This window comes from Streptosporangium sp. NPDC006930, from assembly GCF_040635605.1.
Classification (GTDB): Bacteria; Actinomycetota; Actinomycetes; order Streptosporangiales; family Streptosporangiaceae; genus Streptosporangium.
The window spans coordinates 1-14,222 of record NZ_JBEYID010000050.1 but is presented as its reverse complement, the minus strand read 5'-3'; the positions used below and the strand labels follow the sequence as shown (position 1 = coordinate 14,222).

At 73.0% G+C, this 14,222-nt stretch carries 5 protein-coding genes; all 5 read right to left on the bottom strand.

Going from position 1 to position 14,222, the window contains the following annotated elements:
• Positions 1 to 4,859, bottom strand: a 4,859-nt coding sequence (locus ABZ664_RS39180) for a beta-ketoacyl synthase N-terminal-like domain-containing protein (RefSeq protein WP_362522317.1), incomplete at its 3' end; no start/stop codon positions are given.
• A gap of 131 nt (positions 4,860 to 4,990) precedes the next feature.
• On the bottom strand, positions 4,991 to 6,289 hold the full coding sequence (locus tag ABZ664_RS39175) for an activator-dependent family glycosyltransferase (RefSeq protein WP_362522314.1): 1,299 nt from the start codon (positions 6,287 to 6,289) through the stop codon (positions 4,991 to 4,993).
• Between the two features lie 429 nt (positions 6,290 to 6,718).
• On the bottom strand, positions 6,719 to 9,277 hold the full coding sequence (locus ABZ664_RS39170; protein ID WP_362522311.1) for an FtsX-like permease family protein: 2,559 nt from the start codon (positions 9,275 to 9,277) through the stop codon (positions 6,719 to 6,721).
• Positions 9,277 to 10,077, bottom strand: coding sequence for an ABC transporter ATP-binding protein (locus ABZ664_RS39165; RefSeq protein ID WP_362522309.1), 801 nt, complete (start codon positions 10,075 to 10,077; stop codon positions 9,277 to 9,279). Before ABZ664_RS39165 ends, ABZ664_RS39170 begins: the two co-directional genes overlap by 1 nt.
• Positions 10,078 to 10,229: 152 nt before the next feature.
• A complete protein-coding gene (locus ABZ664_RS39160) occupies positions 10,230 to 14,171 on the bottom strand; it encodes an SDR family NAD(P)-dependent oxidoreductase (protein WP_362522306.1) in 3,942 nt (1,313 codons plus the stop codon).
• Positions 14,172 to 14,222: the final 51 nt, after the last annotated feature.

The following is a 14,222-nucleotide window of genomic DNA, read 5'->3' as shown; positions in this document are numbered from 1 at the left end:
TCCCGCGACGAGGAGATGTGCTCCTCATCCAGCCCCAACGACCGCAACACCCCCCACTTGGCAGGACTCGCCGTCGCGAACACCTCCGCCCCCAGGTACCGCGCCAGCTGCACCGCCGCCATACCCACCCCACCGGCACCCGCGTGCACCAGCACCGACTCCCCCCGCTGGAGGCGGGCCACGTGCCTCAGGCCGTGGTAGGCGGTGAGGAACACGCCGGGGACGGACGCCGCCTGCTCGAAGGTCCAGCCCTGGGGAATCGGCGCGAGCAGCCGCCGGTCGGTCACCCCCACCGGGCCGAACGCGCCGTCCAGCAGGCCGAAGACCCGGTCACCGGGCGCCAGGTCGTCCACCCCGGCACCGACCTCCAGCACCACGCCGGAGGCCTCGCCTCCCATCGGCACATCGCGCTCGGGCACCATGCCGAGCGCCACGACGACGTCGCGGAAGTTCATCCCGGCGGCGCGGACGGAGATCCGCACCTCTCCCGGCTCGAGCGTCCTGCCGGACGCGGGGTGCGGGACCAGCGCCAGGTCCGACAGGCTCCCCTTGACCGGCGCGTCCAGCCGCCACTCGGCCACCCCCGCCGGCACCGCGAGCCCGTCCCCGCCCGCCGCCCGCGCCAGGCGCGGCGCCCACGCCTTTCCATCACGTACGGCCACCTGCGGCTCGTCCGGGGTCGTCGCGGTGAGCAACGCCGTACCGGAAACGGGGCTCTCGTCGAGGTCCACCAGCAGGAGGCGGTCCGGGTTCTCCGCCTGGGCGGCGCGCAGCAGGCCAAGGGCCGCGGCGCCCGCCAGGTCGGTGACGTCGTCGCCGTGCACGGCTGCCGCGCCACGGGTCACCACCACCAGCCGCGCCGACCCGAACCGCTCCTCGGCCAGCCACTCCCGCACCAGCCGCAGAGCCCGGTGCGTCGCCGCCCGTACCCGAGCCGCGACATCTCCGTCCTCCTCCCCCTCAGAAGGCTGGAAGGGGACGAACACCAGATCCGGAACGACCTCGGAGGCCGCCAACGACCCCAGCCCCTCGAACTCCTCGATCTCCGCACCGGTCGCGCGCAGTGCCTCGGCCAGCCCGATCCCGTCGGCGCCCAGCACCGCGTACCGTTGCCCGGCGGGGACCTCGGCGAGTGGCGGCACCGTCCAGTCCACGCGGAAGAGGGAGTCGCGGCGGGCGTCGGCCGCCGCGGAAAGCCGGTCCGCCGGGAGGGGACGCGACAGCAGGGACTCCACGGAGGCCACCGGGCTCCCCGAGACGTCGGCGAGCCGGAGCGAGACCGTGTCGGTGCCGGCGGGCGACAGACGCACCCTCAGCTCGGCGGCCCCTTCGGCGTGCAGGGAGACGCCGGACCAGGCGAACGGCAGGCTCACCTCGCCGGACCCGCCATCCAGCAGCGCCTCGGCGTGCAGGGCGGCGTCCAGCAGCGCCGGGTGCAGGGCGAACCTCCCCGCCTCTCCTCGCGCGTCCTGGGGGAGGGCGACCTCGGCGAAGATCTCCTCGCCGCGCCGCCAGGCCGCCCGCAGCCCCTGGAACAGGGGGCCGTACTCGTATCCCTGGCCCGCCAGCCGCTCGTACAGGCCGTCCACCTCCAGTGCCGTCGCACCCGCCGGAGGCCACTCGGCCAGGTCGAAGGGCTCTGAGGGGATGTCGGCGACGAGGAAACCCGTGGCGTGCCGGGTCCAGGGCGCGTCCGCCTCGTCGCCGGTGCCCTCGGGGCGGGAGTGGACGGTGACCGGGCGGCGGCGGCCCGTCTCGTCCGACGCCCCCACCGACACCTGCACCTGCACGCCGCCCTCCCTCAGCGGCAGCGGTGCCTCAAGCGTCAGCTCGTCCACCGTCCCGCACCCCACCCGGTCACCGGCACGCATCGCCAGCTCCACGAACGCCGTACCCGGCAGCAGCACCGTGCCCGCCACGGCGTGGTCGGCGAGCCACGGGTGCGTGCGCGTCGACAGCCGTCCGGTCAGCAGGACCTCGCCGGTTCCCGCCGATGTCACCGCCGCGCCGAGCAGCGGGTGACCGGCCGCGGTCAGGCCGGTGGACGCCAGGTCGATCGCGTCGGTGGCGTCCAGCCAGTACCGCTCGCGCTGGAAGGCGTATGTGGGGAGCTTCACCGGGCGAGGGTCGTGGGGGGCGAACAGCGGTTCCCAGTTCACCGGCGCCCCGTGCGCGTACGCCTCGGCCAGCGAGGTGACGAACCGGTTCATGCCGCCCTCGTCGCGCCGCAGGGAGCCGACGACGACCGCGGTACCGGCCGCGGCGTCCACGGTCTCCTGGACGCCCACGGTGAGCACCGGGTGGGGGCCGATCTCGATGAACAGCCCGTGCCCCTCCCGCACCAGCGCGTGGGTGGCCTCCTCGAAGCGCACCTGCCGCCTGAGGTTGGCGTACCAGTAACCGGCGTCGAGCTCCGCGGTGTCGATCGGCTCGCCGGTCACCGTGGAGTAGAAGGGCACCTCCGCCGACCTGGGGGCGATCCCTTCCAGGTCGGCCAGGATCCGCTCCCTGAGCGGCTCCACGTAGGCCGAGTGCGACGGATAGTCGATGGGGATCTTCCTGGCGCGGACGCCGTCGGCCACCAGCCGCTCCAGCAACTCGTCCAGGGCCTCCGTCTCGCCGGAGAGCACCACGGATCCGGGACCGTTAACCGCGGCCACCGCCACGCGGTCGCCCCAGGGTGCCAGCAGTTCCCGCATCCGCTCGGCCGGGAGCGAGACCGCTATCATCTCCCCGTGGCCGGACAACTCCTCGCCGATGGCGAGGCCGCGGAGCGCGACCACCCGGGCGCCGTCCTCCAGCGACAGCGCGCCCGCCACGCAGGCGGCGGCGACCTCTCCCTGCGAGTGACCGACGACGGCGTCGGGTTCGACACCGTACGAGCGCCACAGCTCGGCCAGTGAGACCATGACGGCCCACAGCGCGGGCTGCACCACGTCCATCCGTCCCAGCGGTGGCGCGCCCGGCTCGCCGCGCAGCACCTCCACGAGCTTCCAGTCGACGAAGGTCGCGAGCGCGTCGGCGCACTCGGCCATCCGGGCGGCGAACACCGGTGAGGAGTCCATCAGCTCGACGGCCATCCCCGCCCACGCCGCTCCCTGCCCGGGGAAGACGAACACCACCCTCGGGTCGGGGACGGCGACGCCGCGCACGACGTTCGGCGCGGCGTCGTGTCCGGCGACGGCGCGCACGCCCGCCAGCAGGTCGGCACGGCCGGTGCCGACCACCACGGCGCGATGCGGGAAGGCCGCGCGGGAGGTGACGGCGGCGTGCCCGACGTCGACCGGCGACAGCCCGGCGTCCGCGTCCACGTGCGCCGCGAGGCGTTCCGCCTGGGCACGCAGCGCCTCCTCGCCCTTTCCCGAGATCACCCAGGGCAGCACAGGGGATGAGCCGTACCCGCCGGCGACGTCGCCCTCCTTGTCCGTACCGCCCGCGTTCTCCGTACCGTCCGCGGCCTCCGGCGTGAGCGGTGGAGCCTCCTCCAGGATGACGTGCGCATTGGTGCCGCTCACTCCGAAGGAGGAGACACCGGCTCTGCGCGGGGCACCGCCGTTCTCCCAGGTCTCGGCCTCGGTCAGCAGCGTGACGTCACCGGCCGACCAGTCGACGTGCGGTGAGGGCTCGTCCACGTGCAGGGTACGGGGCAGGACGCCGTGCCGCATCGCCAGCACCATCTTGATCACACCGGCGACGCCGGCGGCCCCCTGCGTGTGGCCGATGTTCGACTTGATCGAGCCCAGGCGGAGCGGCCTGCCCTCGGGGCGTTCCCGCCCGTACGTGGCGAGCAGCGCCTGGGCCTCGATCGGATCGCCGAGGCCGGTGCCGGTGCCGTGTCCTTCGACGGCGTCGATCTGGGCGGCCGACAGACGCGCGTTGGCCAGCGCCTGGCGGATGACCCGTTGCTGTGCGGGTCCGTTCGGCGCGGTCAGCCCGCTGCTGGCACCGTCCTGGTTGATCGCCGAGCCGCGGATGACCGCCAGGATCGGGTGTCCGGCGCGCTGGGCGTCCGAGAGGCGTGCCATCAGGAGCATGCCCACGCCCTCACCCCAGCCGGTGCCGTCCGCCGCGGCGGCGTAGGCCTTGCAGCGGCCGTCGGGGGCGAGGCCCCGCTGGCGGCTGAACTCCACGAAGGTGCTCGGCGTGGACATGACCGTCACGCCGCCCGTCAGCACCATCGAGCACTCGCCCTGACGCAGTGCCTGAACCCCCAGATGCAGCGCCACCAGGGACGAGGAGCACGCGGTGTCCACCGAGACCGCGGGCCCCTCCAGGCCCAGCACGTAGGCGACCCGCCCGGAGGCGACACTGCCGTCGCTGCCGTTGCCGATGTAGCCGCCGAGTTCGTCGGGGACGGCGCGGGCCCTGGAGCCGTAGTCGTGGTAGATCACCCCCGCGTAGACGCCGACGGCACTGCCCCGCGCGGACAGCGGATCGATCCCCGCGTCCTCGAACGCCTCCCAGGCGGTCTCCAGCAGCAGCCGCTGCTGGGGGTCCATCGCCACCGCCTCCCGGGGGTTGATCCCGAAGAAGGCCGGGTCGAACCCCGCCGCGTCGTAGAGGAAGCCGCCCGAGCGCGTGTAGCTCTTGCCCGGACGGTCCGCGTCGGGGTCGTAGAGGTCGTCGACGTCCCAGCCACGGTCCTCGGGGAACGAGGAGATGGCGTCGCCGCCCTCGGCCAGCAGTCGCCACAGCGCCTCCGGGCTGTCCACACCCCCGGGGAACCGGCAGCTCATCCCGATGATCGCGATCGGCTCGGTCTCCCTGCTCTCGGCCTCTCGCAGCCTTTGCCTGACCTCTCGCAGATCGGTCGTCGCCCGCCGCAGATAATCGAGAAGTTTGCCGTCGTTCTCCACCACGTCACCCCTGTCAGACCGTTCGGAGGCCTCACCCGGTCGAACCGTGCGTCTCGGGTCGAGGCGTAAAGGAAAAGGGCGCTCGCGTCGCGGGGCGGCCCGTGTTCGGCGTTCCGGTGAATCGCCGGCGAACCTCAGCCGGCAGGCGTCGGCTCGCCGCTCTCCGCCCGGTGGCGGGCGACCAGCCCTTCCAGGTCGCGTACGAGATCGTGCGGGGCCGGGGTGGCCTCGGCGATGCCCCCGAGCCGGGTCGCGTTCTCCCTGAACGACGGCTCGTCGATCAGGCGCAGCAGGTTCTCCCTGAGCGTCCGCGCCGAGAGGTCCTCCGGCTCTACGACGAGGCCCGCGCCCTCGGCGGCCAGCCGCCGGGCCATACCCGCCTCGTCGTAGAGTTTCGCGGGGACGACGAGCTGCGGAATCCCGTGCGCGATCGCGGTCCCGAACGTCCCGGTGCCGCCGTGATGGACGATCGCCGCGCAACCCGGCAGCAGGGAGTTGAGCGGGACGTAGTCGACGATCCGCACGTTGTCCGGAACCTTCTCCCCCGGATCGAGTTGGGCGGTGTTGAGGGTCGCGACCAGTTCGAGGTCGAGGTCGGCCACGGCCTCGAACAGGTCGGTGGCTCCGATGCTGCCGTTCCCGCCCCACACCTCGCGCCCTGACACGCCGAGGGTGAAGCAGACCCGGGGCCGCCCGGATCCGGCCTCGCGCAGCCAGTCCGGGAAGACGGCGGGGCCGTTGTAGGGGACGAAACGAACGGGCAGGTAGTCGTGTTCGACGGGAAAACGCGTCCAGACCGGCATCGAGTCGATGGTGGCCTGGCCCAGGATGGTGTCCTCGTGGAACTCGCAGCCGTACCTCGCCAGCTTCGCGGTGACCCAGTCGGCCACCGGGTCCTCGACGGGGTGCCCCGGCTGTGTCTCCCTCAGCCGCAGGAACAGCGAGCGCATCCGCCCCCAGTGGTCCCTGCCGAAGGTCGACCGGACGTGCGCGGCGCCGCAGGCTCGGGCCGCCACCGGGCCGGGGAAGGTGATCGAGTCCCAGACCACCAGGTCGGGACGCCAGTGGCGGCAGAAGGCGACGAGGTCGTCGTACATCGACTCGTCCGTGATGAAATCCAAGGCGAGGGGTGAGGCGAAGGAGGCCATGCAGTCGCGCACGTACTCGTAGGTGAGGACGTCGGGCCGCTCCTCGGCGATGTCGTAGCCGGAACCGAAGATCTGCTGGTCGACGGGGACGGCCGCGAGCCGCTCGGCCACGTTGGACATCTCACCCACCGATACCGCGGTCAGACCGGTCCGGGTGACCTCGTCGAGGATGTCCGGCTGGGTGGCGACGATCACCTCGTGGCCGGCGGCCTTCAGCGCCCACGCGATCGGTACCACCAGAAAGAGATGGGCGTTCGCGGCATGCAGGGTGAACAGGACACGCATGAAGATTTCCTCCGGACTTCATTCAAACGAGATCAGACTGCCTACCGCGAGATCAGCGAATTCGTCTTCGTGCTTCGCGGTCGCGGATAACCCGCACCGATTCCAGAAGGTGGGAAAACTGCTGTCCGCCGCTTTCCATGCCGAACCAAGTAGCACGCTACCTATGTCGGTGCGATGAAACCGACCCCTAGCGCACCCCTCAGCCTCCCCTGAGGAGAACCCGGGCTTCCTGGTCGTGCCCCCCGCGGCACGACCAGGTCAGAGCATGTGGAGACGTACCGGGACGGCGAGGGGAGGGGGTGTCGTGCCCCCCTCCCCCTAGACGGTGAACCCCGGCTGGAACACCGCGCGCGACGCCCCCTCGCGACCGGGGCCACGCGGGCAGGCGGAGGGGAAGGCGTGCGCCGGAAGCCGGCGACCCGTGACCCGCTAGGAGCCCCCGGAGTCGGCGGAGCGGACGCGGCGGGGACGGGTGACGATCCACGCGGGCGACAGAGCTCCCATCAGCGCGGACAGGCCGACGGAGCAGACCACGATGACGTAGAGCCACACCGGTCCAGAGGGGAGCGGGGAGCCGTTGACCGCGACGGTGAAGGGCAGCAGCAAGGGCACGAAGCACGCGGTGCCGAGCACGACGCCGATGACGGCGACCAGGACCCCCTCGACGCCCATCATCCGCAGGATCTGCCCCCGGCTGGAGCCGATCAGCCGTTGCAGCCTGAACTCCCTGCGCCGTCGTACCGCGCCCGCCGCCTGGGTGCTGATCACCGAGATCACGACGAAGGCGAGTGTCGTCCCGATGAGCAGGTGATTCACCCATGCCCGCGTCCGCTGCCGCTCGGTGTGCGGGCCGGACAACACGTCGTCACCGCTCACCCGCAGCCCCGGCACGGCTCGCGCCACTCCGGCCAGGGCCGCGGCCACCCGGGGGACGTCTCCGTCCGAGACCGCGCGCACGAGGATCTGGGGCGGCCGACCGGCCGTGGTGTGCTGGGCCAGCAGGTCGGCGGGCATCAGGACCGTCTCGGCACCCGCCCTCGCCGACAGCAGCGCGACCACCCTCAACTCGGCCGCGTGTCCGTCGCCCAGGCGGATCCTGACCGTGTCGCCGAGGCCGCGGCCGAGTTGCCGGGCGTGCCCCTCGGCCAGCGCGACGCTGTGCCCGCGCAGCGCGGCGAGCGTACCGGCGGTGAGCCTGAGCTTCATGACGTGCTCGGCGCCCTCCGCGTTGACCCCCCGGACCGGCCACCCGTCCTCGCCCTGCCAGGCGTCGTACGGGCTCTCCAGGAACACGGTGCCGGTCACGAACTCCGAGGCCCCCGCGACACCCGGGATCGACCGGACCCGGGCGAGCATGTCGGTGGCCAGACCGCCGGTCTGCGCGGTGAGCACGACGTCGGCGCGCAGGTCCCTGACGTACGCGCGCTCGGCCACGCCCGCCGGGGACATCTGGAGGTAGACGTTGGCCAGGGCGATTCCCGTGACGAGCATGATGGGCGTGGCCGCGGCGGCCACCCGGACGGTCCGCGCCCGGGTGTTGAGGATGGCGAGATGCCCCGGCTGGCCGAAGACCGCGCGGACCGGCCGGCGCAGGGCCTCGGTCATCGCCACCGTCATGCGGGGGGCGACCAGGGTCAGCCCCACGGAGAGCGCGACCACGGTGAGACAGACGGCGATCACCCCGGGTGGGCGGGGTGCCACCGCCACCGAGACGGCGAGCGCCGCGCCGCCGGCGAGGCAGACCAGCGCGATCGCCGATCGCACCAGGCCGAGCGGCCGCCCCTGGGGCACGGTGCCGGCGGGCCGCTCGACGGCCGGGATCATCGACGCCCGCCTCGCCGGAAGGAACACCGCCGCCGCGGCGGCGAGCAGGCACGTCGCGATGGCGGTCACGACCGGGATCCAGCTCTGCTGGAACGGCATGACCTCGGGAACCAGCCCGTCGGCCACCAACCGCCCGAACAACCAGTGTCCGAGGTAGGGGCCGAGCAGGCAGCCCGGCACGACGGCGAGCACGGAGACCGTCATCCCCTCGCCGGAGACCATGCGCCGGATCCGCGCCGGGGACGTGCCCATCACCTTCAGCAGCGCCATCTCCCGACTGCGGTGCTCGACCGACATGCCGAGGGTGCCCGCCACGACGAGTGCGGCGACCAGGAGCGTCGTCCCCGCGGTCACCCCGGAGATGACGACGAGGTTCTCGCTGCCGTCCCTGCCCTCGGGGAACTCGGCCAGTCCGCGGTCGTCACCGACCAGGGCCGTCGCCATGTGACCGTGCAGCGCGGCCTGGATCCGCGACCGGAGCACCCCGGTGTCGATCCCCCTGGCGGGCAGGACCGCGACGGCGTCGACGGTGCCGGGGTGCCCGGCCAGGCGCCGGGCGTCGGACGCGGAGAAGAACATCGCGACCTCGGTGATCGCGCGACCGTCCGCGGGCGCGGCGACACCGGTGACCCGGTAGGTCTCGGCGATGCCGCCGACCGCGACCTCGACCCGGTCTCCCACCCCGGCGCCGGAACGCCGGGCCAGCGTGGCGTCGAGCACCACCTCTCCCGGACTCCCCGGCGGCGTGCCGGCGCCCAGCTCGTACGGCGCGAGCCGGGCGGAGCTCCAGTCGTGCCCGACGCCCGCGGGCCGGCTCCCCAGCAGGACCGTGGCGGGGAACGACAGGTCACCGATCACCCGGTCCACACCGGGGACGGCCCTCAGGGTGTCGAGCAGGCCGACACCGAGCCGCACGCGTTCGGTCAAACGCGTCCACTCGGTGTCCTCGTCTCGCAGGTCGGCTTTGGGCAGCGGATAGGACGGGTCACCGACTATCACGATCGGCGCCCCCGCCAGGCGCTGGGGCGGCACCTTCCCCCGGAGGCCGGTCTCCATCAGCGCACCGGCAGCCGAGACGATCACGGCACCGAGGAGCATCGCGGTGAAGACGGCGGCGAAGACATCCTTGCGGAAGGACAGCGTGCGCAGGGCGAGGCGCCACATCAGCCGATGTTCCCCCCTTCGGGCTTCGGTGGCCTGTCCCAGATGCCGAGGTGGGACATCCTCTGGACCACCGCCCTGTCCATCGGCAGGCTCCGCTCGTCGACGACGCGGCCGTCGGCGAGGAAGACGACGCGATCGGCGTAGGAGGCGACCAGCGGGTCGTGGCTGGCCATGACGACGGTCCGGCCGCCCTCGTGCACGGCCTCCTGCAGCAGCCCGAGGACACTCTCGGTGGCGCGGGCGTCCAACGCGCCGGTCGGCTCGTCGGCGAAGATCACCGGGTGGCGGGTGACCAGGGCACGGGCGATGGCGGCCCGCTGGCGCTGTCCGGGGGAGAGTTCGTACGGCCGGTGGCGCGTCCTGTCGGCCAGCCCGACCCTGCGCATCACCTCGGCGAGCAGCGAAGGGTCGGCGGCCCTGCCCGCCAGGGAGAGGGGCAGGACGACGTTCTCCTCCACGTCCAGTGCGGGCAGCAGGTTGAACTTCTGGCAGATGAAGCCGATCCGTTCACGGCGCAACTCCGTCAGCGCCGCCTCGTCGAGCCCGTTCAGCTCCCTCCCCTCAAGGGTCACCGTTCCCGAGGTCGGCCTGTCGAGCCCGGCCGCGCACTGCAGCAGCGTGCTCTTGCCCGACCCGGACGGCCCTATGATCGCGGTGAGACTGCCGCGCGGGCAGCCGATCGTCACACCTCCCAGAGCGACGACGACGTCCGCTCCGCTCCGGTAGGTCTTCTGCACCGAGTCGAGCCGGACGATCTCCTCGACTTCCTGACTCTCCGCGCGGAACCCTTCGCTGTCCATAGGCCGAAGCGTAATCAGCGGCTGATAGCCGGCACATCGGCCGGAGGGGCCATACAGCTCATCCCTGCGACGGGTGGCGGTGAGGGCCCGGATGTCCCGGGGCAGGACCTCCTCGCGCGGGGCGCGAGGAGTCCATCCCAGGTCGAAGCCCGTCACAGCTCACTGTCGAGGATGTCGAACAGTTCGTCCGCGGTCGCCGACTCCAACTCGGTCCCACCGGTCGTCGTCGCCTCCCTCCGGTGTGTCTCGATCCATCTGGAGGTGAGCGCGCGCAGCCGGCCGGTGATCCTCTCGTGCTCCACCGGATCGGGCGCCGCGGTCTCCATCGCGTGTTCGAGCCTGGCGAGCTCCGCCTCCAACGTCGCCGAGGGCGGCTCGTCGGCGACGAGTTCGGTCCTGATGTGGTCGGCGACCGAGGCCAGGGTCGGGTAGTCGAAGATGAGGGTCGCGGGCAGCCGCACGCCGGTGGCGGCGCCGAGCCGGTTACGGAGTTCCACAGCGGTCAGCGAGTCGAAACCCAGCTCCTTGAACGGCCTGAGCGGATCCACCGCGTCACCGTCCAGGTGTCCGAGGACCGCGGCGACGTGGGTGCGCACCAGGTCCAGCAGCAGGCGGTCGCGGCCGGTGGCCGACAGCGACTCCAGCCGCTGCCGCAACGACTGCTCGACCGGGGCCGAAGCCGCCTCGCGGACCGCCCGGCGAGTCCTGGTGGTGATCAGGCCGCGGAGCATCGCGGGAAGCGCCTCGGCCCGTGAGCGCTGGGCCGCCAGATCCAGCCGGATGGGGACCAGGGTGGCCTCCCCGAACTCGAGCGACCGGTCGAGCAACGCCATCCCGGCCTCGGCCGTGAGCGGCAGCAGGCCGGAGGCACGCAGCCGGCGCAGGTCGGTCTCGCCGAGCTGTGCCGTCATGCCGCCGATCTCGGGTGCCCACATGCCCCAGGCGAGAGAGAGCGCGGGCAGGCCCGCGGACCTTCTGTGCTCGGCCAGTGCGTCCAGGAAGGCGTTCGCCGCCGCGTAGTTGCCCTGCCCGGCACCGTCCAGCGTGCCCGCCGAGGAGGAGAAGAGCACGAACGCGGACAGGTCGAGGCCGCGGGTGAGCTCATGCAGGTGCCAGGCCGCGTCGGATTTCGGCCGCCAGACCGTGTCGACCTGGCCGGGCGAGAGCGACCCGATGACGCCGTCGGCCACGACTCCGGCCGTGTGGACGACCGCGGTGAGCGGGTGGCCGCCGGGCAGGTCGCCCAGAAGCGCGGCCAGGGCCTCCCTGTCGGAGACGTCGCACGAGGCGACGGTGACCTCGGCTCCGAGCCCGGTCAGTTCGTCGCGGAGCCGCTCGGCACCAGGGGCGTCGATGCCCCGCCGACCGGCCAGTACGAGGTGGCGGGCTCCGTGACCGGTGACGAGGTGCCGCGCGACGAGGGCGCCGAGACCGCCGGTGCCACCGGTGACGAGCACCGTGCCGTTCCCGTCGAGCGGCGCGGGCACGGTGAGCACGAGCTTGCCGACGTGCCTGGCCTGCGCCATGAACCGGAACGCCTCGGGCGCGCGGCGTACGTCCCAGGTGCGGATCGGCGGCGGGGTGAGCACACCCCGTTCGAACAGCCGGACCAACTCGGCCAGGATCTCCGCGGTCCGGCCGGGGCCGACGTCGGAGAGGTCGAACGCCCGGTAGGCGACTCCGGGATGCTGCGCCGCGACCTCCTCCGGGTATCGCACGTCGGTCTTGCCCATCTCGGCGAACCGGCCGCCGCGCGGCAGCAGGTCCAAGGAGGCGTCCACGAACTCCCGGGCCAGCGAGTTGAGCACGACGTCAACGCCTCGGCCACCGGTGGCCTCCAGGAAGCGGCTCCTGAAGTCCAGGTCGCGGGAGGAGGCGATACGGTCGTCGGGGACGCCCAGGGCCCGCAGCGCGTCCCGCTTGCCGTCGCTCACCGTGCCGAACACCTCGGCGCCCAGGTGGGCGGCGAGCTGGACGGCCGCCATGCCGACGCCACCGGCCGCCGCGTGGACCAGCACCGACTCCCCTTCCTTGAGGTCCGCCAGGTCCACGAGGCCGTAGTAGGCGGTGGCGAACACGGCGGGTACCGACGCCGCCTCGGCGAAGGACCAGCCCGCCGGGATCGGCACGACCATCCGGTGGTCGACCACCGCGTACGGGCCGAAGCAGGCGTCGATGAGGCCCATCACGCGGTCGCCGGGCGCGAGGCCGACCACCCCGGGTCCGACCTCGGTGATCACCCCGGCGGCGTCCGCGCCCAGGTCGGCCTGGCCGGGATACATGCCGAGGGTGATCATGACATCACGGAAGTTCAGGCCGCCGGCGCGGATCGCCACGCGCACCTCGCCGGACTCCAGCGGCCGATCACGGGCGTCGCACGCGGACAGCGCGAGGTTGTCCAGCGTGCCCTGCCTGGTCACCTCCAGCCGCCAGGCTCCCCCGCCGGCCGGTGGTGTCAACAGGCCCGCCGAGCCGGTCCTGGCCAGGCGCGGCACCATGGCCAGGCCGTCGCGCAGTGCCAGTTCGAACTCGCCCATGTCCAGCACGCCGGGCAGCGCGCGGTGGGAGTCGTCGGAGCCGTCCACGTCCAGGAGGAGGAACCTGCCCGGATTCTCCGCCTGCGCCGCGCGGACCAGGCCCCACAGGGGAGCCTGCGCGAGGTCGGGCGCGCCGTCGCCGGAGCCGGTCCTGACCGCGCCGCGGGTCACCACGGCCAGCCTGGTCCCGGCGAGGCGGTCGTCGGCGAGCCAGGTACCGAGCAGGTCCAGGGTACGGAGTGTCGCGGTCCTCGCCGTCTCCGTCGCACTGCCGTCCCCGCCGGAGAGGGCCGGAACCAGTACGGTCTTCGGCCTGACGGGCATGGCGCGCAACGCGTCGAGGTTCGCGACGAAGGAGACGTCGAGTCCCGCCGAGCGCAGCGCCCGGCCCAGCCGGTCGTCCTCGGTCCCGAGGACGACCCACTCCCCGTCGCCCTCGACGACGGGCACCGCCGTCCAGTCCACCCGGTACAGCGAGTCGCGGGCGGCACCGAGCCCTTCGCCGGAGACCGGGCGCATGGCCAGCGACCCGATGGTGACCACCGGGGCACCGGTGCCGTCGGCCACCTGGAGCGAGGCGGTGTCGGAACCGTTCCTGGAGACCCTCACCCGCACCGACGAGGCGCCGGTCGCGTGCAGGGCGACGCCGTTCCAGGCGAACGGCAGCTCGACGGGCCGGCCCGGCTCGGCCGGTTCGCCGAGTTCGATGGCGTGCAGCGCAGCGTCCAGCAGGGCCGGATGGACGCCGAAGAGCGCGGCGTCGGCGGCGACGCCCTCGGGCAGCGCGACCTCGGCGAACACCTCGCCGTTCCGTCGCCAGGCGGAGCGCAGTCCCTGGAAGGCCGGGCCGTAGCCGGCCCCCTCGGTGGCCAGTCGCTCGTAGAGCCCCGTGAGCTCGACAGGCTCGGCGCCGGGTGGCGGCCACTCGCCGAGGTCGAAGTCGCCGGACGGGCCGGACGGCGCGAGGAGGCCGGTGGCGTGCCGGGTCCACGGCTCGTCGCCCGTGCCGGTCCGCGAGTACAGCGACAGCGGGCGGCGGCCGGAGTCGTCGGCGCCTCCCACGACCGCCTGGAGCGCGACGCCCTCCCTGCCGGGAAGGACCAGCGGGGTCTCCAGGGTGAGTTCCTCGACGGTGTCACAGCCGACCTGGGTTCCCGCGCGGACGGCGAGCTCGACGAAGGCCGTACCCGGCACGATGACGGTGTTCAGGATGGTGTGGTCGGCCAGCCAGGGATGGCTGCTCAGCGAGACGCGTCCGGTCAGCACGGCGCCGCCGGAGTCGGGCAACGCCACCACCGCGCCGAGGAGGGGATGCTCGGCGGGCACCTGTCCGAAACCGGACGCGTCAGCGGTGAGGTCGCCGGTCTCCAGCCAGTAGTGGCGGTGCTGGAAGGCGTACGTCGGCAACTCCACCCTGCGCGCCTTCCTCGCACGCGCCACGGTGCCGTCCACGGCGACCGCACCCGTGGCCGTGCCGCTCTCGGCGGTCACGTCGGCAGGAGCGACGGACGCGGCGGTGGCGGCGTCGGTGAAGAACGCCTCCCAGTCAACGGCCACCCCCCGCGCATGCAAGGTGCCCAACGCCGTGACCAACTCCGAAGCCTCACC

What these genes read in the sequence shown, in the direction of transcription:
- ABZ664_RS39170 (WP_362522311.1), bottom strand. Translation starts at nt 9,277, where the DNA reads ATGTGGCGCCTCGCCCTGCGCACGCTGTCCTTCCGCAAGGATGTCTTC.
- ABZ664_RS39175 (WP_362522314.1), bottom strand. Translation starts at nt 6,289, where the DNA reads ATGCGTGTCCTGTTCACCCTGCATGCCGCGAACGCCCATCTCTTTCTG.
- ABZ664_RS39165 (WP_362522309.1), bottom strand. Translation starts at nt 10,077, where the DNA reads ATGGACAGCGAAGGGTTCCGCGCGGAGAGTCAGGAAGTCGAGGAGATC.